Raw genomic sequence first — 20,745 nt, 5'->3', positions numbered from 1 at the left:
GCGCGCTGCGGCGGGCTACGCCGACATCCCAGTTTGAATGTCTGCAACGGGTGGAAAACGACCTTCACGCGCGAGCCGCATCGAATACGAGCGCGCTTCTGTTCGCTTGGGCGGAGGAGAAAATTCTACGTCTTGACCGACGTGCCGAGTTTTCACACGCCCTCGGTCGTGAACTGCCGGAGCCGACATCACCCCGCGGCCCAACAATGTCAGCGCTAGATCTTTTCGATGAGGGTGACGACTGGCAGGCTCTCGAAATGCTTGTCGCAAGTCAGGAGCGTCGCGTCATGCGCCCGAGCGGTCGCGAAAATGATCGCATCTGCGGTCGCCAATTTGTGCTTCCGGCAGGCTTCGGCGGCCGCTAGGGCGATTTCCGTGTCAAGCGGGACCACCGTACAGACCTGCGTAAAGGCGATGGTCTGATCGGCTTTGTCTTCGCCTACTTCGCGGGTGAGCCATTTTGCGAGTTCCAACTGCACAATGGTCGGAACGAGCCAGTCGGCTCGCTCGGGCAGATGCTCTGCCACCTGCTCTCCAGTCGGAGAGCCTATCAGCCATTCGATCCAAGCCGAGGTATCGACGAGCACCATCAGAAACGGTCCGACCGGTCGCGATACTCCGTCGCCGAAGCGCCCTTCGCCAGCCCCTTCAGCGCTTCCCGCTTCGGCACAGGGACGAGTAGCACGCCCGTTCCCTTCGGGATGAAGGCCAAGGTCAAACCCGCTTCCCAATGCTGGGCGGTCCGGATCGCCTTGGGGATCGATATCTGGAACTTCGAGGACAGGGTTGCAGTCTCCGGCATTATCATACCCTCACTTGATCGATGCGCCAAACGTAAGACGCGGTGAGGGCCAATGCAAGGAGCTTACGGCAGCCGTCTAGTCTCGGATTTCGAGACAGCGCACCGCCACGCCGGGCGAATAGGCGAGCGCCAGGTCGCGCTGGTTGCCGAGCGGCTTTGTCGCCTGGATTTCAAGCTTCCCCGGCCTTGGGTGCATATGGAAGTAGAGGGCGGCTTCGTCGAGGTCCGACCGGGCTGCTTTTTTGTTTCGCCTTGCATACGGGCCTCCCTACGAATTTAGCACGCAGCGCTGGTTTTTCACGATGCCAAATGACGCAATCACTAATTAGGGAGAAGGATCGTGGAAAACCACATCATGTCAGATTGTTGCGCTGAAATCCTCACCTGCCTTGTCGCGGCCGGTGTGAATGTCATCGAGCGCGTCGCGCGGCCGGCCGTGTCCGGTCGCGGGCGGTCAACTCACATCTGGGCGAGCCTCAAGCAGTTTCCAGACGCTATCGACAATCGCCGGCCGTGGCCGCCGTTTCGCGATCACCGCAAGTGGCCAGGCCGGCAGCGATACGTCGGCGATCGCTGCATAGCGGACGCCCTGAAACACAAGGCGCTGGGTCGATCGTGGCAGCAGCGCCGCGCCAAAGCCGGCGGCTACGAGCGAGAGCATGGTCAGTGCCCGCGTTGCCTCCTGGACGATCCGCACCTCGAGACCAGCCTTGGTGAACGTGTCCATGATGCGGGCGTGGAGCGCCGGGCCTTGTGCAGCCGGAAACATGATGAGCCCGTGGCGGGCGATGTCCGTCAGCGTCACCCCGTGCGTGTGCCGGTCATCAGGCAGAACCGCGATAAGATCTTCAGCAGGATAGCCATGGACGTCGAGGCGTTCGTCAGTACCGAGCGGTGGATGCACGAAACCGATGTCGATCTCACTCCTCGACAGCGCCGCAATCTGCTCATTGGTGGACACCTCGATGAGCTTTGGATGGATGTCCGGATATGTCTCGCGAAGCCGGGATAGGAGATGCGGCAGATGTTCGTACAGAGCCGCCGACACGAAGCCGATCCTGATCTCGCCAGCTTCGCCGTCATGCGCTGCGCGGGCGAGGTGAAGCGCCGCATCGGCGTGCAGCACCGATGCCCGCGCCTCGTCCACGAAGGCCGCGCCGGCGCGCGTCAAGGTCAGGCGGCGGTTGGCCCGCTCGAACAGCTTGACGCCGAGTTCTTTCTCCAGGCGACCGATCGATTGACTAAGCGGAGGCTGCGCCATGGCCAGCCGCAGTGCGGCACGCCCCATATGCAATTCCTCCGCAACGGCGAGGAAGTTCCATATCTTGACGATATCAAACGCGCTCAAATACGTCATCGATAAGATATCGAATAGCTGGCAGTCTCTGCGAAACGCGATTGCGATCGGAGATATCATCATGTCCCATTTCACCGCCTTTCCCCTTGTGCTCGCCGCAGCCATGATGGCTGCGGCTCCAGTACCGGCAGGAGAGCCGGATCTCGTCAGGGCCGAAAGGTTCGTCGAACTACCGACGGGCGAGCGCCTCTTCGTCCGGGAGGTGCGCCGTCCTGGCGCAGCGTCCGAACCCAAGTCCGCCGTCCTCCTCATCCATGGCGCACGCGTGCCCGGCGTCGCGTCCTTCGATCTGCCTGTTGCGGGCGGATCGCTTGCCGCCGACCTCGCGGCGGACGGGCACGTTGTCTATGTCCTGGATCTTCGCGGCTACGGCACATCGAGCCGTCCTGCGGCCATGGACAGGCCGCCGGACGAGTCCGCTCCCCTGATGCGCACCAAAGACGTCATGGTGGATATTTCCGCAGCGGTCGACGGCATCGCGAAATGGAGCGATGTTTCGAGGATCAGCCTCGTCGGCTGGGCCACCGGCGGGCATTGGGCCGGCGCCTATGCAAGCCGGTTTCCGCAGACGGTTGATCGGCTCATCCTCTACAACACCCTGTATGGAGGCTCAGACCAGCATCCCACTCTTGGCACCGGCTCGCCGCTCGAAAATCCGGATCGGCCCGGGACGTTCAATGTCCATGCGTTCGGCGGTTATCGGCTGAATACACGTCCGAGCCTGTTCACCGCCTGGGACGACAGCATCCCGGTCGCGGACAAGGCTCAGTGGCGCGATCCCGCGGTGGCCGCGGCCTATGGTGATGCGGCACTCGCCTCCGACGAGACGGCGTCGACGCGCCAGCCGCCGAGTTTCCGGTCACCGAGCGGCGCCATTGCCGACAGCTTCGAACTCGCGTTCGATCGCCGGCAATGGTCGGCGGCGGCGCTCACCATGCCGGTGCTCGTCATCCGTTCCGGACGGGATTTCTGGAGCCGACCGGAGGATGCGAAGGCAATCGTGGACGAAGCACCAAAAGCGGAACGCCTGAACATCCCGGACGCTACCCACTTCGTGCATCTCGACCGCGACGCCGCAGGACGCGGTGTGTTCCTCGACGCCGTGAAGCGGTTTCTCGATCGTCCGGAGGAATGACCATGAAGGGCAGTTCATGCGTCGTGCGGGAGCAGCAGCCGCAACGGTGTCAGGTCGACCGCCTCCAGGCTTTGCGGCTACCGTCCACCCGACAGCTACTCACCGCGCGATTGCGGGGCTACGCCTATCTCCGCCGCGCCACATCTCGACTCTCCCGTCTCCGCCATTTCCCTGAGCGTACAAACGTCAGACTTTACTGGGCCGGCGCCGCTTCCTTGGATGTACATGCTTTTTTGTCATCGATGAACGCACCCATCGCGGCGAGGTGGTCGGCGAAGCCGGCAACGAACCGCCTAACCTTCAACGGAATGAAGCGGTTCGATGGATAGACCGCATGCACATGGTGCGGCGCATAGTGCCAGTCCGGCAGCACATGTTCGAGCAAGCCTTCGGCGATGAGCGGATCGAGTATCACCCTGTGCCCGAGGCCGATGCCGACGCCGGACAGCAACGCTTGATGATTGAGCAGCGAATTGTCGGAGCGCATAGCCGGCCGGATTCGCACCTCGGCCTTTTCGCCGCCCGGGCCGGTGAGCGGCACGACATCGCGCTTCCTGATGTGGGCGTAAAGCAGATAATCATGGTCGGCGAGATCTTCCGGGCGTCGCGGCCGGCCCCTGCGGTCGAGATATTCTGGCGTTGCCGCAAGGCAGCGCCCGATCACGCCGAGCTTGCGCACGATCAGCCGGTCGTCATCGATGGTCCCCATACGGATCGCCACGTCGAGCCCCTCTGCGATCACATCGACGAAACTGTCGGTCAGCGCCACGTCGAGCAACAGTTCCGGATAGGCGCGCTTGAACTCGATCAGATAGCTGCCAAGCACGCCGGCGCCGAAGCTGGCCGGCGCGCCGACGGCGAGACGTCCGCACATCTTCGATTCGAGGCAGCCGACGCTGCGGTCCGCCTCCTCGATGCGCTCAATGATGTCGCGGGCGCGCTCCAGATAACGCCGGCCGGCTTCCGTCGGCGAAACATGGCGGGTCGTACGGTCAAAGAGCCGGACGCCTAGACGCTTTTCCAGTGCGCGGATCTGCTGGCTGACGGCCGGCTGGCTCAAGCCCAACTCGCGCGCTGCCGCCGAGAAGCTGGCGGTATCGCAGGCGCGTACGAAGCTGGTCAGCTCGGTCAAGCGGTCCATGATGGCAACTCTTCGTCGTGATTAATAAACGAGAGTAATAAGACATATAACGTATCGGCGAGTTCAAAAAGCTGAGATTATGACATAGACCCGCCTTGCTCCGCCTGGGAGCTCTAAATCCCCAAACCGGAGACGATGCAATGCCGCTTTCCCGCCGTCATTTTCTCGCCGGTGCCGGCCTAACCGGCGGCACTCTCCTAGCCAATGTCTCCGTTCCGGCGGTGGCCCGCGCGCCGCTGGTCGACGCCGCAACGCTTGGCGCGCTGCGCCGCAACGTGGGATCGGTCCAGGTTACGGCGCTACTAGATGGCTATATCGACATTGGTTCCGAGCTGGTCATCGGGCTCGCTGAGGCCGATGCGGAGCGGCTAGCTGAGGCCAGCTTCCAGAAGCCCGGACCGCGCCGCGCACCGGTCAATGCCTATCTTATCAATCTGGGCGACCGTCTGGTGCTCGTCGACGCCGGCACGTCGAACAGCATGGGCCCGTCACTCGGCCGACTTCCGGCCGCTATCGAGGCGGTCGGCGTCTCTCCGGACCAGATCGATACATTGCTGATTACCCACATGCATCCCGACCATATCAACGGCGTTCTGACTCCCGCCGGCCAGGCGCTGTTTCCCAATGCCGAACTCGTCGTCACCGCCGCCGATTACGCCTTCTGGCATGACGACGCGAACATGAACCAGGCGCCGGATGGGGCAAGGCCGTTCTTCATCGGCGCCCGCCAGGCCGCCGCCGCCTATGCGAACCGCGTGCGGCAGGTGGGTGGCGAGGGCGAGGCCGTCGGCGCGATCCGCACCGTGCCGCTGCCCGGCCACACTCCGGGCCATGCCGGCTTCATCGTGGAATCGGACGGCGAGGCGCTGTTCATCTGGGGCGATGTCGTGCACATGGCGACCTACCAGTTCGCGCGCCCGGACTGGAGCATCGCCTTCGATGTCGATTCCAAGCTGGCTGCCGAAACGCGCAAACGGACGCTCGACCGGGTCGCTGCTGACCGGATGCTGATCGCCGGCATGCATTTGCCGTTCCCCGGCATCGGCCATGTGGCGCGCGATGGCGACGCCTATCGCTTCGTGCCGGACGAATGGCCCTATGCACTGTAGCGGCGGCCAGCGCAGGATGGGGCCATCATAGCCCCGCTGCTCAACACCACACCCGGCCCCTCGCCAGCGCAGCCGATGTCTTTGAGACTTCGGACGATAAATCGGCTCCTTATGGTCTGGAACGGCACCTGCAAGGCCTGCGTTCAGAGGCCGTCACTTCCTGACAAGAACGGCCGAGATGGATCGCCTCCCGCCGTTCCCAGCGGGACCAAGCGTTAGACACTAAAACGCGCTGACGTAGAGGCCACCGTCGCCCAGTTTGTTGTCTGCAACGGGTGCAGCCTGCGGAATGCTGTCATTCGTCTCGTCGATTGGGAACGAGAAAGTGGCGCCAGCAGATGCCTCACCCAGGGTTATAAATATTCGCGGACAAAAACGCCCGCGCTGTGAAGAGTGCGGCGACCGGCACTCAATCCTGCATTCCAAACCGGCCAAGCGTGAATCATATACGGCCAAATTTCGAGACGTACTTTGACGTCAGCCGCGCCAGCGGCTTCCGCGAGCCGAGTTGCGTCCGACAACAGCGCCTCGGCCGAACCGACTTGTATCAGCATTGGGGGAAATCCGCTCAGATCGGCGAACAACGGCGAGATCAGGGGATCGCGCCGACCAACGCCATGGGGAACATAGGCGGTGGCCAGTTCCTCCAAATACGCCCGGTGGATGATAGGGTCGATTGCGTCCTTAGTTGATAGTGTCGCGCCGGCCATCGAAAGGTCCGTCCAGGGCGAGACCAGCCAAAGACATCGCGGCAACCGCTCCCCTGCCGCGCACAATATATTGACCAAGCACAGGGTGAGGTTGCCGCCCGCACTGTCTCCCCCAACCACGATGCGGTCCGGCGCGATCCCTTGCCGGCTCAGAAAGCGCCATGCGGTGAGTGCGTCTTCATGTTGCGCAGGGAAAGGATGTTCCGGTGCGCGTCGATAGTCGATCGCGAGGGTGCGCATTCCCATTGCTCGACCTGCCTCGGTCACCATTCGACGATGACTTTGGAGAGAGCCGGAGCAGTAGCCACCACCGTGGAAGAAGAGCAGAACCTTATCCCTGTCACTCTCAGGCGCTAGCGACCACTCTCCCCCAAGGCCGTCGAGAACCGCATCCTCGCATCGGATGTCGTCCGCAATCGGCCACACCGAACCAACCTCGTCGAGCCGCGCCCGGCGTTCGCCCCAGTCCACCGGTCGTGGCTTTGACGTCAACAACCTGCGGACGGCGTTGATCTCCGTCAGATCGAGGTGTTCGTCCACATCGCTCATTTTGCTTACCTAGCCTCTCATCAAGCCTAGAAAACCGGCGGACAGCAACAGCCACACGTCATCCATAAAGTGCCAATGCCAGCGCTTGGAATTTTTCGTTAGAATCGCGACACGGCCGTAAACCCGCTCGTCACCTTTTAGCACTGCCCCGCACATGGTCGAATGTTCCATCTGATATTTGGCCGCTTCGGGTCATGAGCGCGGGTTGCGTTCAAAAGTCCGGTTTGGGGAAGGAAAATCGGTTCCGGAAGGCCGCCTTTGGGTCAACTTGCGCCGCAGTGCGAGCAAATCCGGATGCCTGGAACAGGTCGACAACAGCGCCTTTGTTACCGTAACACGGTCAGGATCACACCCATTGCCACCATGCTGACCAAGCGATAGCCGGCATTGATCGCATAATAGTGCAGAGGCCGGTGCTCATAGGTCACCGAATGCAGCAGCGTGACAGCGACGAAGCCGAGCCAGAGCAGGAAAGTGCAGAGGACGGTCGAGACGACCGTCAGCGCGCCCCAGGCGTGAAGTACCTGATCGAGGATAAACGCCATGACCGCAAACGAGGCAAGGTCGACCGCAATCGCCCGCCCCAGGCCGGCGGCGAATTTCGCGCCGTCGACGCCCGACATCTCGGCCCACGGTCGGATAAAGAGCAGCGGCGAATACCAAAGCCCAGCGACAACCCAGGCTGCGAGTACCGCAGTTCCGATCCCCCAGAGGTTTATCGGCACAAACTCGATCATGCTGCTCCTCCTTCCAGCCTACTGATTCAATGATCTGGCGGTTATATTGGGTATAGCTTACTATATCCAATATGAATGGCAATTCAAAGACCCGCAGGCGCTACGACGCACGGCTGCGGTCGGAGCGCGCTTCCGGCACGCGTCAACGCATTCTCGATGTGGCGAAAGAGCTTTTTACTGCGCGCGGAGTGGAAAAGGTCACGATTAATGACATCTCATCAGCCGCCGGTGTTTCGGCACCGACCGTCTATGCCCTGTTCCAGTCGAAGATCGGCATTCTAAGAGCCGTGGTCGACCGTTCCTTCTTCGGGCCGCGCTATGCGGAGATAGCTAAGCAGGCCGAGAACGCGAGAGACCCCGAGGAAATTCTACGTATTACTGCCTCGATCTCTCGGGTCATCCTTGATGCTGAACGCGAGGAGATCGGCTTTATGCGAGGCGTCTCGGCCCTGTCTCCCGAGCTGAAGGCGATCGAGACGGAGTTGGAGACCGTTCGCTTCAAGCTCCAGGAAGCGCGTGCCAACCTTCTCGTCGCATCCGTCACTGTCGCGCGCCAACTCGGCTTAGCCCGCGTGCGCGACATCCTATGGATGTATACCGGCCGCGACGTATATCGCATGCTCGTGTTGGAGCGGGGTTGGTCTTCGGACGAATATGAAAGCTGGCTCGCCGAGACGCTGATCAAAACGCTGGTGGGGCGAGACTAGTTGCACTCTCATAAGTGCGTGGAGGCGGTCAGGGGCGGCCGCAGCAAGCCTCGGGATCCGCCGTGAAAGACGGTCAGAAAAACATCCTTTTTCTCGCCGTTCCCAGCGGGTACCAAGCGTTAGGTACTAAAACGCGCTGACGTAGAGGCCGCCGTCGACCGGTATGTTCTGCCCGGTCAGGTAGCCGGCATGAACCGAGCACAGGAAGGCGCAGATCTGGCCGAATTCCTCCGCCGTGCCGAGCCGCTTGGCCGGAACGTTGGCTGCTGCCTGGGCCTTGCGTGCAGCGGCAGCAACCGGATCTTCCGGGGTGCCGGCTTCATGTGGGGGACGCAGCCGGTCGGTGTCGAGCTTGCCCGGCAGCATGTTGTTGATCGTCACATTGCGGTCGATCACCGTCCGCGCGACGCCGGCCAGGAACGAAGTCAGGCCGGCGCGCGCTCCGGACGACAGATCGAGGCCGGGAATGGGAACATAGACCGACAGCGAGGTGATGTTGACGATGCGGCCGAAGCCGCGCTCGGCCATGCCGTCGATCACAGCCTGAACCAGCTCGACCGGGGTCACCATGTTCTGGGTGACGCCTTCGAGGATCTTTTCGCGGTCGAGCTCGCGGAAATCGCGAAGCGGCGGTCCGCCATTGTTGTTGACGAGGATATCGGGATCGGGACAGGCGGCAAGCAGCGCCTTCTGCACCTCGGGCTTCGACACGTCGCCGACGATCTCGGTCACCTCGACGCCGAATCTTTCGCGCAGTTCGGCGGCGGTCTTGGCCAGTTGGTCGGCGTTGCGCCCGTTGACGACGAGGTCGCAGCCGGCTTCGGCCAGCGCCATGGCGCAGCCGCGCCCAAGGCCCTTGCTCGAAGCGCAGACGATGGCCCTTTTTCCGCGAATACCGAGATCCATGGCGATTTCTCCTCTGATTTGGGTCGCAACCTACTCTTGGGGCTGGACCAATCGCAACCGTCATACGGTTGTTGCATGAATCGAGGCATAGCCTGTCCGGAAGCAACGGTGAGAATCCAATGCCTGGCGCAGCGCCCCGCACTTTCCGCAGCATGTTCATCTCCGACGTCCATCTCGGATCGAAGGCGGCGAAGGCCGAGTTCCTGATCGATTTCCTGCGCCATCACGACGCCGATATCATCTATCTCGTCGGCGACATCGTCGACGGCTGGCGGCTGAGACGGAACTGGCACTGGCCGCAGAGCCACAATGACGTCGTCCAGAAATTGCTGCGCAAGGCGCGCAAGGGCGCCAGCATCACCTACATCGCCGGCAATCACGACGAATTCGCGCGCCAGTTCCAGGGCGTGCATTTCGGCGGCATCGTCGTCGCCGACCGCGTCGTCCACGAGACCGCCAACGGCAAACGCTTTCTCGTCATCCATGGCGACCAGTTCGACACCGTCGTCCACAATGCGCGCTGGCTGGCCTATCTCGGCGACTACGCCTATGACGCGGCAATGCTGGTCAACCGCGTGGTGACGCGGCTTCGCCAACTGCTTGGCCTGCCATACTGGTCGTTTTCGTCCTGGGCCAAGGTCAACGTCAAGAAGGCGGTGAATTTCATCGGCTCGTTCCAGACCATGCTGACCGAGGAAGCGCGCCGCTCGCATGTCGACGGCGTGATCTGCGGCCACATCCACCATGCCGCGATCGAAAATTATGAGGACGTGCAGTACATCAACACCGGCGACTGGGTGGAGAGCTGCACCGCGGTGGTCGAGCATTTCGACGGCCAGATGGAGATCCTGCACTGGGCGCATGTCCTGCCGGAGGCTCCAGTCGGCGGCGAAGTGCTGGTGCCGATCGACATCGTCGCCATCAAGGGCAGGGCAGTCCAGGCTGCCTGACGCGATGATGCGTTCATGCATGTCGCGCAAAAGCATGCCCTCGGGCCTGACCCGAGGGTGTGCAGCGGTTTCGCGATAACGACATGCATAAAACAAGAACCTAAAGCGCGTCGCATGAGGCCGGTCAAACGCGACGCGCTTTAGCGCAGCGGTTTCATCGCTTTTTTCGCCATGTTATGGGATCGGCGTGCGTTGGCTGGCCGGCCGGTCGAATGCTGCGCCGACGGATTGCCTGCTGATGTCCTCCCTGCCGCCGCTTTTACCCGAACAACTCGTCAAGCCGCGTCAGTTCGAGCTGCGCATGGGCCTGATCTTCTTCACGCTTTTCGTGCCGCTCGGGATACATTTGCCGTACTTTCCGCTGTGGCTGCAGGCAAACGGTTTTGATGCCGAGCAGATAGCGATCATTCTCGCGGCACCGATGTTCCTGCGCGTGGTGACGACGCCATGGCTTACGGCACTGGCCGACAGGGCGAGCGACCGCGCCCATGTCTATGTCGCGCTGACGGCCGCATCGCTGGCGCTGTCTGCCGGTTATTTCCTGACGCCGACCTATGCCATGGTGCTGGCCGTTTCGCTGGCGCTCACCGTTGCCTGGACGCCGCATTCGCCGATCGCCGATTCGCTGGCGCTGTCGGGGGTGCGTCGCTTCGGCTCGAATTATGCCAACATGCGCAAATGGGGATCGATCTCCTATCTGTGCGCAAATCTTGCCGGCGGTTTTATCCTGTCGGCGACCGGCGCCCAGGCTGTTCCGGTGATCATCTTCGTGGCGTTTGGCGCCGCACTTGTCGTCGCACTGATCGCGCCGCGGCTCGGCCGTCCCCGCCGTGCCTCGCCGCTTTCGGCTGCCGACATCCAGCAATCGGCGCCAAAACTCCTCAATGGCTATTTCCTGTATTTCTCCGTCGGCGTCGGCGTTATCACCGCCAGCCACGCGTTTTTCTACGGCTTCGTCTCGATCTACTGGAAATCGATCGGCATCGGCGATTCTGTGGTCGGGCTGCTTTGGGGTTGGGGTGTCCTGGCCGAGATCGGCATGTTCATGATCTTTACCCGGGTTTTCGGCTCCTTCTCGGTCGTGTCGATCATGGTGATGGCGGGAACAGGCGCGATCGTGCGCTGGATCGCCTTTCCCTTGATCTGGCCGCTCGGCCTTGGCGTAGGCGGGTTTTTCGCAGTCCAGACGCTGCACGCGGTTTCGGTGGCGCTGGTGCTGATCGGCCTCCAGAAAATGATCGGCGAGACGGTCGCGGAGGAGCGCACCGGGGCCGCGCAAGGCATCGCCTATTTTTCCAACGGCTTTTTCACCGCAGTGGTGACGCTCCTGTGCGGCCCGCTTTACGACCGCTTCGGCGTCGACGGCTTTTTTGCCATGATCCCGATCGCCCTGGTCGGCCTTGTGCTGATCGGGCTTGCGGCGCGTTCAGCCCCACAGCGCCGGATCGGGCGGTGACACCAGCGAACCTTGGTAGACAAGGCCAGGCGCACGGTCGCGGGCCAGCAGCAGCGGACCGTCGAGATCGACGAAATCGGCATCCTGGGCCAACAGCACCGCCGGCGCCATGGCCAATGACGTGCCGACCATGCAGCCGACCATGACGCCAAAACCCAGTTCGCGGGCGCGATCGCGAAGGACGAGGGCAGCGGTCAAGCCGCCTGACTTGTCGAGCTTGATGTTGACGGCATCGTAAAGGCCGACAAGCGAGGCAAGGTCTTTAGCCTCATGCAGGCTTTCATCGGCGCAGATCGGCACCGGATGGGCGATGTTGCGAAGGATGCCATCACGGCCCGCCGGCAGCGGCTGTTCGATCAGCGCGATGCCGTGCTCGGCGGCAAAGGCCAGGTTTGCAACGATGTTGTCGTCGCTCCAGCCCTCATTGGCGTCCAGGATGATGCGGCTCGCCGGTGCCGCCTCCCTGACCGCGCGGATGCGGGCCATGTCGTTGTCGCCGCCGATCTTGACCTTGAGAAGCGGGCGCAGGGCATTGGCGCGGGCCTGGGCTGCCATGGCTTCGGGCTCGCCGAGCGACAGCGTGTAAGCCGTTTCGAGCGCCCTCGGCGGCGCCGTGCAGATGCTGGAAGCCGCCGGCTTGCCTGTGATCTTCGCCTCCAGGTCCCATAGCGCGCAGTCGACGGCGTTGCGCGCCGCGCCCGCCGGCATGGCGTCGAGCAGCGCGGCCCGGCTGACGCCGCCCGCAATCTGCGCCCGCATAGCCTCGATCGCATCGCGCACACCCTCGATGGTTTCGCCATAGCGTTTGTAGGGGACGCATTCGCCGCGCCCGCTCTGGCCGTCCTCGCGGATCGTCACTGTGACGACCTCGGCTTCGGTTTTCGAACCGCGCGAGATGGTGAAGGTCCCGGCGATAGGAAAGCGCTCGGACTCGACCGAAATGACACGCGCCATATTTTTCTGCTCCGGCTGTGCGACAACAATCTTGTAGGCAAATCGACAGGTGGGTTCTGTCAGGGTAAACAGATCGGCCCGTCAGGCTAAACAGGACGCCATGTTGACGATCCGCAAACGCGACGCAAGCGGCACGACCGCCAAGGAGGCCGACCACCAGCCGCGCGTTGTGGTCGGCGAGGACGGCGGCGTCCTCGGCTGCGCTTTCTCCGGCACCTGGACGACACGCACCGTGGCGCTCGTCGATGCCGAGATGCGCAAGATCGAGCAACGCAGCGGCTTTCAGACGCTGGCGCTCGACCTCTCGCATATCGAGAAGATGGATACCGCCGGGGCCTGGGTGATCGACCGTCTGGTCAGCGCCTTCGAAAAGCAGGGTGTGAAAATCACGATGCAGGGGCAAAGCGAGGTTGCCTCGATCCTGCTCGGCGCCGTCGGTGACGCCGTTCGACGCGAACCCGATTCCGGCATCGTTGGGCCGCCGAACATCGTCATTCGCGCGCTTGAGGCGGTTGGCCGGCGCGTCTATGAGATGCGTGACGATTTCCTGGCCGCGATGAACATACTGGGCGCCACGATACGCGGCGCGCAGATGAAGCTTGGCCGCGGCCATGCGGTCAATCCGGCGGCGATCTTCAACCAGATGGACCGCATGGGCGTCGGCGCCATCCCGGTGGTCGTGCTGATGTCGGCCATCGTCGGGGCGATCGTCGCCCAGCAAGGCGCCTATCAGCTCAGCTATTTCGGCGCCGATATCTTCGTCGTCGACCTTGTCGGCGTGCTGATCCTGCGCGAGCTCGGCGTGCTGATGACTGCGATCATGATCGCCGGCCGTTCGGGCAGCGCCATCACGGCTGAAATCGGCTCGATGAAAATGCGCGAGGAGGTCGACGCGCTGAAGGTCATCGGGCTCAATCCGATCGGCGTTCTGGTGTTTCCGCGGCTGGTCGCGCTGGTGATCGCACTGCCTTGCCTGACGATCATCGCCAATTTCGCCGCACTCGGCGGCGGCATACTGGCGGCATGGCTCTACTCCGACATCGCACCGGCCGCCTTCATCGACCGGCTGCGCGTTGCCATCGATCTCAGCACCATCTTTGCCGGGCTGATCAAGGCGCCGTTCATGGCCATGATCATCGGCACGATCGCCTCGGTCGAAGGCATGAAGGTCGGCGGCAGCGCCGAATCGCTCGGGCAGCACGTGACTGCTTCGGTGGTGAAGTCGATCTTCGTGGTGATCATCCTCGACGGGCTTTTCGCCATGTTCTACGCAGCGATCGAGTTCTGACATGGCGCTGCTTGGCACAAAGCCGACCACGACTACGCAAAGGGCCGACGAGGACGAGATCGTGCTTTCTGCGCACGACGTCACCGTCTCTTTCGGCGACAAGGTCATTCTCGACAAATTGTCGCTCCATATCCGGCGTGGCGAAATTCTCGGCTTCGTCGGCGCCTCCGGCGCCGGCAAGTCGGTTCTCCTGCGCACCATTCTCGGCCTGGTGCACAAGCAGTCGGGAACGATCAAGCTGTTCGGCGTCGATGTCGAAAAGGCGAGCGAGAGGGAGCGCCTTCGCATCGACATGCGCCTTGGCGTCCTCTTTCAGCACGGCGCGCTGTTTTCGGCGCTCACGGTGCTCGAAAACGTGCAGGTGCCGATGCGCGAATATCTCGATCTGCCGAAAAAGCTGATGGACGAGCTGGCCATGCTCAAGGTCGAACTGGTCGGGTTGCCGCCGGATGCGGCGCAGAAATTCCCGTCCGAGCTTTCCGGCGGCATGATCAAGCGTGCGGCGCTGGCGCGCGCGCTGGCGCTCGACCCCGACATCGTGTTCCTGGACGAGCCGACATCCGGCCTCGATCCCATCAGCGCGGCTGAGTTCGACGAACTGGTCGTCAAGCTGCGCGATACCATGGATCTGACCGTGTACATGGTCACGCACGATCTCGACACGCTGTTCACCGCTTGTGACCGGGTGGCCGTGCTCGGCAACAAGAAAGTGCTGGTCGAAGGCACGATCGACGACATGCTCAAGAGCGAGGAACCCTGGGTGAAATCCTATTTTCGCGGAAAACGTGCGCGGCAACTTGATCTTGCGGCCCGCGCGTAGCCATAAGTGGATAAATGGAAACCAGAGCCAACTACGTCATTGTCGGCATTTTCACGCTAGCCGCGATCCTGGCGGCATTCGCGTTCGTCTATTGGACGGCCGCGATCGGCGACAGGGGTGAGACGGCGATGCTGCGGGTGCGCATTCCGGGATCGGCTTCCGGCCTCGGCCGCGGCAGTTTCGTGCTGTTCAACGGCGTCAGGGTCGGGGATGTCAGGCGCGTCTATATCGACCCCGCCAATCCGAACGACGCCATAGCCGAAGCCGAAGTAGGCCGCACGACGCCGATCACCAAATCGACGCAGGCCGATATCGGGAGCGTCAGCCTCGCCGGCCAAGCGAGTATCGAGCTCAGGGGCGCTGACCCCAAGGAGGTCAACCTTCTCGACCAGGCGGAGCAGGAGGGCCGCGTCGCCGAGATCGTCGCCAACCCGTCGGCGGTCACCAACCTGTTGCAGACGGCGCAGAACATCTTCACCCGCGCCGATACGGTTCTTTCCCAGCTCGAAGGCTTCACCAGGGACGTTCGCGGGCCGCTGACGCAGACCGTCAACAATGTGCAGACCTTCTCCGATGCGCTGGCCAAGAACTCCGACGGCATCGACAAATTCCTCGCCAGCGTCAGTACGCTGTCGGAGGAACTGAGGGGCGTCTCGGGCAAGCTTGACGGCACGCTGAAGGCGGCGGAAGGGCTGCTCAACGCCGTCGACAAGGATCAGATCAAGAGCATCGTCGCCAATGTCGATACGGTGACCACTAACCTGAAGGAAACCAGCAAGCAGTTCGACAGGGTCGTCAGGAATGTCGACACCGCGGTGGCATCGATCAACGATTTCGCCCAAAGGACGCAAGGCACGCTGGCCAAGGTCGACGGCGTTCTCGACGGCATCGATCCGGCACAGGTCCGCACCGCGCTGGCCAACATCCAGAAGGCCAGCGAAAACGCCAACGAGGCTGCCGCCGACATCGCCAAGGTGACCAACAAATTCGCCAACCGGGCCGACGATATCGACCAGACGATCAAGGACGCGCAGCAGCTCGCGGAGCGCCTCAACGACGCTTCGGTGCGTGTCGACGGCATCCTCGTCAAGGTCGATACATTGCTCGGCTCAGGCCAGGCCGACGGCATGATAGCCGATGCCAGGAATACCCTGAAATCGTTCAAGCAGGTCGCCGACACGCTGAACGCCCGCCTCGGCACCATCACCGACAATCTGGCGCGATTCTCCGGCCAGGGCCTGCAGGACGTCGAAGCGCTGGTCCAAGACAGCCGTCGCTCGATCAACCGCATCGAAGAGGCGGTAACGGATCTCAGCCGCAATCCGCAGCGAATCCTGTCAGGCGGCGAAGGTGAGGTTCGGCAATTCGATGGCAGGGTGCGGCGTTGACTTCGGCTTTCGCCGGCCCCAAGAACGGCAGGCAAGTACGCTGCGGGTGCGATTTGCTCATTCGATTCGGGGACAACGGGGATCGCGTGTGAAGTCGGTCGTGCTTAAATTGGGCGTGCTTAGATTGGGCGGGGTCAAAGCGGGCGGGCCCACTGCGGGTGTGGCATTGCTTGCGCTTTCGCTGGCCGGCTGCGCGTTTTTGCCGGGCGGCGGGCCGGCGCCCCTGGACACATTCGAACTGTCGGCGCCGTCGCTCGATGCGCGCGGCCGCGGCCGCCAACAAATCCTCATCGCCCAGCCTTCCGCGCTCAAGGCGCTGGACAGCCAGAACATCGTCATCAAGCCGTCGGTGCGCTCGATCCAGTACCTCAAGGGAGCGCAATGGGCCGACCGGCTGCCGCTGATCGTGCAGGCGCGGCTGGCCGAGACATTCCAGCGCTCGGGCAGTTTCGCCGGCGTCGGCAAGCCGGGCGAGGGCCTGGCGATCGACTATCAGGTGATCGTCGAGGTCCGTTCCTTCGAAGTCCGCGTCGACGGCGGCCAACACGCCGAGGTCGAGCTGTTCGTGCGGATATTGAACGACCGCAATGGCGAGGTGCGCGCCTCCAAGAGCTTCAACGCGACCGCGCCCGTCTCCGGCAGCGGCAACCAGGCCTATGTCGACGCGCTCGACAGGGCGTTCGGCGATGCCGCCAAGGACATCGTCCGCTGGACCGATTCGGTGATCTGACCACAGCCGGAACGGCCGGGCACTCAATTGTCGCTGCCGGCGCCGGTAACGATGTGAAATTCAAACCCGAAGCGATTGCTCTAAAAGGCGGGAATTTCCCGCCTTTTTCCGTTCGCTTATCGTCTGATCAATGCAGGCGGCCACTGGCGTGGGCTAGCATCGTATAGACCTTGCCGGTGTCCGACGTCAGGTAGGTCTGCGCCATCATGTTGTCGCGGTCGTTGCGCGAGACGTCCTTGAGCAGCTTTTCGAAGTCGTCGCAGTAACGGTCGACGGCGGCGCGGAATTCCGCCTCCATCTGATATTTGCGGCGGATCTCGTCGAACGTCTGCTGCCCCTTCAGCGTGTAGAGACGCCGGGTGAACACGTCACGCTCGCCGCTCCGGTAGCGGTTCCACAGTTCGATCGAGGCGTCGTGATCGATAGCGCGGGCGATGTCGACGGAAAGCGAGTTGAGCGACTCCACGACATGAAGCGGCGAGCGCTGGGCTGGGGCTGCCGAGCGTGGCGCTTCCGAAGGTGCCACGGGCTTGGCGGCCTCTTCGCGCGACGCCCCGGTCAAGAGATCGCGCACCCAGCCGCCCTGCGGCGCACGGCCATTAGGGTCGCGCTGGCGCGGCGCCGTCTCCGGCGGGCGTTCCAGATCGCCGCGCAGTGCGGTGTCACCCGACGGCGCCTGCGGGGCAAGGGGTTCCGGGGCCGGAGGACGGCGCAGCGGCTCAGTGGCGCGCGGGGCAGGCGCCTGTTGTGCCGGGCGCAGGTTGCGTGGCTCCGAGGAGTCGGTGCTGCGGCCAGATTTCGCAACGATTTCAGAGAGTTCCTTCAACGCGTTGATCTGCTCGGAAACGGCACGGCGGATGGCCGTGGTCGATTCCTTTGCCTCTTCCGGCATCTCAATGACACCCTTCTTGAGCTCGGCGCGGGTAAGGTCGAGCTCGCTCTTGATCGAGCTGGCGGTGCGTCGCATCTCCTCGGTCGCGTCGGCAAAGCGCTTGGTTGCCGAATCGACGACGTCGGCAATGGAGGTACGGATCTTGTCCGCCGACTCCAGCGTCTTGCCTTCGGCGTTCTGCAACGTCTGGCCGACCAGATCCTCGAACGAGCGCATGACTTTTTCAAGATCCTCCGACTTCTTGACCAGGCCGACGGCGAGGTCCTCCAGCGACGACTGCCTTTCCAGCGTGTGTTCGAGGTTGCTCTGGGCCGAGCTCAACAGGTCCGAAGCACTCGACAGCAATCGGCTGTGCTCGTCGAACTTGGTGGCGATCGAGGCAACCTCGCGCAAGGTCGAGGACGACAGCTCGGTAAGCCGTGTCGTGTTCGAATCGACCAGACGCGCCGAGCTGGCGAAGGTCTGCGCGGCTTTTTCCGTGGTCGCCGCAAAGCTTTGCGTGCTGCCGGTCAGGCGTTCGTCGACCTGGCCGAGATTGGCCGCCGCCTGTTCGATCAGCTGGCCGAGCTGTCCGCTCGAGGTGCTCATGCGGCCGATGAGGTCGGCGACGCTATCGGCGAGCGTCGAGCGCGCCCCTTCGACGGCCGACAATGTTTCGGCCGTGCGGCTGGCGAGCGCGTCGACCAAGGCGGCGTTTTCGCTGCGCAGCTTCTCGGTGGCGCGTTCGGTCACCTCTTCCATGCTCTTTTGCAGTTCCGAGCCGCCGTGGGCGAAGCGCTCGACCAGGGGCCGAGCCGTTTCATCGAGGATTTTCGAGATCTCGGCCGAACGTGCCGCAAGCATGGTGTTGAGCTCGCGGGTGTTGGTGCCGATGGTCTTCGCCGCGTCGTTGGTGCTCTGGCCGATATGCTGGCCGACCGCAGTGAAGGTTTCGGCGATCGAGTTGGCGCGCGAAATGAGCTGCGCCTCGGCGGTCGAAACCTGCTCGTTGAGCTTCTGGCCTATCGTTTCGGTGGTGTTGACCAGACGGTTTTCGACGCCGGCAACCTGTTCCTCGACGCGAGCCGCCGCGGCCGCCGCGCTGGAGGCCAGGCGCTCGTCGGCGCCGGCGAGCGCCTGCTCGATCTCACGGGCGTGGACGGCCAGGTCCTGCCCGGTCTGCTTTGCACGTTCGGCAACCCGCTGCTCGGTGCTGGCGAAGGCCCCGACGATGTTGTCGGCATGTTCTCCGATCGTCGACGTGCTGTCGGCGATACGCGACACCAGGCGGTGATCCGCCTCATCGAAGATGCGGCCGATCTCGGACGCGCGGGCCGACAGCGCTTCCGAACCTTCGGCGATGCGCGAGATCAGCTGTTGGTCGGCAGCATCGAAGATGCGGCCGAGGTCCGATGCGCGCGCTGCGAGCGCTTCGGCCGATTCGCCGATGCGCACGCTGAGCCGTTCGTCGGCGCCTTCGAAATTGCGCAGGATGTCGCCGGCGCGTTCCGCCAGCGACTGCGCCGTTTCGACCGCGCGGGCAACCAGCTTCTGGTCCGCCGCATCGAATGTACCGGCGATCTCGCTGGCACGGGCAGCCAGCTGGTCGGCCGTCTCCTGGGCGCGCGCCAGCAACGAGTTCGAGGTGTCGTCGACGCGGGCCATGATTGCGCTCGATGCACCCTCCGCCCGGGCAACGAGCGCGCTCGACGTGTCTTCGGCACGTGCGGCGAGGCGGCGATCCGCTTCCTCGAAGGTGCGTGCGATATCCTCCGCCCTGGCGAGCAGGGCAGCAGAGGTCTGTTCCGCCCGTTCGGCGATCTTGCGATCGGCGTCACTGAAAGCCGCGCCTGCCTGCTCATGCAGCGCGCTGGTGACTTCCATGACCTTTTCGCGCAGCGCTCCGGCAACGAAGACGGCGCTCTTTTCGAGCACGTTGCGGACGTTGTCGACGCCGGTCGACAGCGCGCGCTCCATGGTCCCGGCGCGCTCCTCGATGATGCCGGTCTGGCGGCTGAACGCCTGCTCGATCTTTTCGACGTCGGCGGCAATGGCGTCCGAGATGTCGGTGCTCCTGGCGGCGATCTGGTCGATATGGCCGGACAGGGAACGGTCGACTTCCATGCGCGTGTCGGCGAGCCTGGAGAGGTCGTCCTCCAGCGCACGGGTCAGCGCGTCGCGGCCTTCGGCCAGCTTGCCGACGTGCCCGGCGATGATGTCGTCTATGTCGCTGCGGCTCGTCGCAATTTTCTGCAGGTCTGCTTCCAGCGCACGTCTGAGGATGTCGCGGCCCTCGGCCAGTTTCTCGACCTGGCCGGAAACCAGCCCGTCGATGCTCGACCGGCTTTCCGCCAGCTTGGCGAGATCGTCTTCGAGCGCCTTGGACAGGATCGAGCGGTCCTGGATGAGCTTCTCGGCGTGGCTGCTTACAAGACCGTTGACGCTGCCGAGGTCGGCCTCCAGAGCCCGCGCAAACTCTGCGCGATTGTCGGTCAGCTGCTGAGACTGGTCGGCGACGACACCCTTGATGGTGTTGAGGTCTGCTTCCAGCGCACGTCTGAGGATGTCGCGGCCTTCGGCCAGCTTCTCAACCTGGCCGGAAACCAGCCCGTCGATGCTCGACCGGCTTTCCGCCAACTTTGCGAGATCGTCTTCGAGCGCCTTGGACAGGATTGAGCGGTCCTGGATGAGCTTCTCGGCGTGGCTGTTTACAAGACCATTGACACCGCCGAGATCGGCCTCCAGCGCCCGCGCAAACTCTGCGCGATTGTCGGTCAGCTGCTGAGACTGGTCGGCGACGACACCCTTGATGGTATTGAGGTCTGCTTCCAACGCGCGTCTGAGCAGGTCGCGGCCTTCGGCCAGCTTCTCGACCTGGCCGGCAACCAGCCCGTCGATGCTCGACCGGCTTTCCGCCAATTTGGCGAGATCGTCTTCGAGCGCCTGGGAAAGGGTCGAGCGGTCTGCGGCGAGCCTGTTCATGTGATCGGAGATCAGCCCGTTCACATTCTGCAGGTCGGTCTCCAAGGCTTGCGACAGTTGACCACGATCTTCCGCCAGCTTTTCGGACTGGCCTGATATGACCTCCTTGATCGTGTTGAGATCGGATTCGAGCGCGCGCTTGAGGATGTCGCG

General features: G+C 63.1%; 17 protein-coding genes and 1 pseudogene. 9 read left to right on the top strand and 9 right to left on the bottom strand.

The annotated features are described in order from the left end of the window. Positions 1 to 215: 215 nt before the first annotated feature. The 3 genes from M727_RS0126240 to M727_RS37550 form a co-directional block, all read right to left on the bottom strand. Positions 216 to 590, bottom strand: a complete 375-nt coding sequence (locus M727_RS0126240) for a type II toxin-antitoxin system VapC family toxin (protein ID WP_023801114.1) — start codon at positions 588 to 590, stop codon at positions 216 to 218. Next, positions 590 to 808: an AbrB/MazE/SpoVT family DNA-binding domain-containing protein gene (locus tag M727_RS0126235; RefSeq protein WP_268929459.1), complete on the bottom strand. Its 219-nt coding sequence runs from the start codon at positions 806 to 808 to the stop codon at positions 590 to 592. The genes M727_RS0126240 and M727_RS0126235 overlap by 1 nt, the downstream gene beginning before the upstream one ends. Before the next feature lie 448 nt (positions 809 to 1,256). Further along, the gene (locus tag M727_RS37550; RefSeq protein ID WP_084646894.1) at positions 1,257 to 2,159 is read right to left on the bottom strand and encodes a LysR family transcriptional regulator; all 903 of its coding nucleotides are present in this window, start codon (positions 2,157 to 2,159) and stop codon (positions 1,257 to 1,259) included. Positions 2,160 to 2,220: 61 nt separating this feature from the next. Between M727_RS37550 and M727_RS0126220 the strand changes: the two genes are divergently transcribed. Further along, positions 2,221 to 3,294 (top strand): alpha/beta fold hydrolase, encoded by a 1,074-nt coding sequence (locus tag M727_RS0126220; RefSeq protein ID WP_027155124.1) that lies wholly within the window; start codon positions 2,221 to 2,223, stop codon positions 3,292 to 3,294. A 193-nt stretch (positions 3,295 to 3,487) separates the two neighbouring features. Here the strand turns inward: M727_RS0126220 and M727_RS0126215 are convergent, their stop codons facing one another. Beyond that, positions 3,488 to 4,435: a LysR family transcriptional regulator gene (locus M727_RS0126215; protein WP_027155123.1), complete on the bottom strand. Its 948-nt coding sequence runs from the start codon at positions 4,433 to 4,435 to the stop codon at positions 3,488 to 3,490. A gap of 140 nt (positions 4,436 to 4,575) precedes the next feature. On the opposite strand from M727_RS0126215, the gene M727_RS0126210 reads away from it, so the two are divergent. Beyond that, on the top strand, positions 4,576 to 5,544 hold the full coding sequence (locus M727_RS0126210; RefSeq protein WP_027155122.1) for an MBL fold metallo-hydrolase: 969 nt from the start codon (positions 4,576 to 4,578) through the stop codon (positions 5,542 to 5,544). Positions 5,545 to 5,897: 353 nt separating this feature from the next. Here the strand turns inward: M727_RS0126210 and M727_RS0126205 are convergent, their stop codons facing one another. Continuing rightward, complete coding sequence (locus M727_RS0126205; RefSeq protein WP_027155121.1) at positions 5,898 to 6,803, bottom strand: alpha/beta hydrolase; 906 nt, start codon at positions 6,801 to 6,803, stop codon at positions 5,898 to 5,900. A gap of 326 nt (positions 6,804 to 7,129) precedes the next feature. Then, positions 7,130 to 7,540 carry a DUF1761 domain-containing protein gene (locus tag M727_RS0126195; protein WP_027155120.1) on the bottom strand — a complete coding sequence of 137 codons (411 nt, stop codon included), beginning with the start codon at positions 7,538 to 7,540 and terminating at the stop codon, positions 7,130 to 7,132. Positions 7,541 to 7,611: 71 nt separating this feature from the next. On the opposite strand from M727_RS0126195, the gene M727_RS0126190 reads away from it, so the two are divergent. Beyond that, the gene (locus tag M727_RS0126190) at positions 7,612 to 8,247 is read left to right on the top strand and encodes a TetR/AcrR family transcriptional regulator (protein WP_036263548.1); all 636 of its coding nucleotides are present in this window, start codon (positions 7,612 to 7,614) and stop codon (positions 8,245 to 8,247) included. Positions 8,248 to 8,373: 126 nt separating this feature from the next. Here the strand turns inward: M727_RS0126190 and M727_RS0126185 are convergent, their stop codons facing one another. Next, the gene (locus M727_RS0126185; RefSeq protein WP_027155118.1) at positions 8,374 to 9,153 is read right to left on the bottom strand and encodes an SDR family oxidoreductase; all 780 of its coding nucleotides are present in this window, start codon (positions 9,151 to 9,153) and stop codon (positions 8,374 to 8,376) included. Positions 9,154 to 9,305: 152 nt separating this feature from the next. Here M727_RS0126185 and M727_RS0126180 point away from each other — a divergent pair, with 152 nt between their 5' ends. Together M727_RS0126180 and M727_RS0126175 are read left to right on the top strand one after the other, a co-directional pair. Further along, complete coding sequence (locus tag M727_RS0126180; RefSeq protein WP_036263544.1) at positions 9,306 to 10,103, top strand: UDP-2,3-diacylglucosamine diphosphatase; 798 nt, start codon at positions 9,306 to 9,308, stop codon at positions 10,101 to 10,103. A gap of 238 nt (positions 10,104 to 10,341) precedes the next feature. Beyond that, positions 10,342 to 11,559, top strand: coding sequence for an MFS transporter (locus M727_RS0126175; RefSeq protein WP_027155116.1), 1,218 nt, complete (start codon positions 10,342 to 10,344; stop codon positions 11,557 to 11,559). Here M727_RS0126175 and dgcA read toward each other — a convergent pair. Continuing rightward, on the bottom strand, positions 11,530 to 12,513 hold the full coding sequence (gene dgcA / locus M727_RS0126170) for an N-acetyl-D-Glu racemase DgcA (protein ID WP_027155115.1): 984 nt from the start codon (positions 12,511 to 12,513) through the stop codon (positions 11,530 to 11,532). The two genes, M727_RS0126175 and dgcA, sit on opposite strands and share 30 nt — an antisense overlap. 100 nt (positions 12,514 to 12,613) lie before the next feature. Between dgcA and M727_RS0126165 the strand changes: the two genes are divergently transcribed. From M727_RS0126165 to M727_RS0126150, 4 genes are all read left to right on the top strand, one after another. Further along, positions 12,614 to 13,801 carry an ABC transporter permease gene (locus M727_RS0126165; protein WP_027155114.1) on the top strand — a complete coding sequence of 396 codons (1,188 nt, stop codon included), beginning with the start codon at positions 12,614 to 12,616 and terminating at the stop codon, positions 13,799 to 13,801. A gap of 1 nt (position 13,802) precedes the next feature. After that, a complete protein-coding gene (locus M727_RS0126160) occupies positions 13,803 to 14,621 on the top strand; it encodes an ABC transporter ATP-binding protein (protein WP_023801128.1) in 819 nt (272 codons plus the stop codon). A gap of 14 nt (positions 14,622 to 14,635) precedes the next feature. Continuing rightward, positions 14,636 to 16,009, top strand: coding sequence for an MlaD family protein (locus tag M727_RS0126155; protein WP_027155113.1), 1,374 nt, complete (start codon positions 14,636 to 14,638; stop codon positions 16,007 to 16,009). A 166-nt stretch (positions 16,010 to 16,175) separates the two neighbouring features. Then, the gene (locus M727_RS0126150; RefSeq protein WP_236392379.1) at positions 16,176 to 16,739 is read left to right on the top strand and encodes an ABC-type transport auxiliary lipoprotein family protein; all 564 of its coding nucleotides are present in this window, start codon (positions 16,176 to 16,178) and stop codon (positions 16,737 to 16,739) included. Between the two features lie 127 nt (positions 16,740 to 16,866). Here M727_RS0126150 and M727_RS0126145 read toward each other — a convergent pair. Then, a pseudogene (locus M727_RS0126145) lies at positions 16,867 to 20,745 on the bottom strand (kinesin); the annotation flags it as partial.

This window comes from Mesorhizobium sp. WSM2561 (assembly GCF_000513915.1).
Taxonomy (GTDB): domain Bacteria; phylum Pseudomonadota; class Alphaproteobacteria; order Rhizobiales; family Rhizobiaceae; genus Mesorhizobium; species Mesorhizobium muleiense.
Note: the sequence above shows the minus strand (reverse complement) of the source record. Positions and strands in the feature narration are given on the sequence as shown.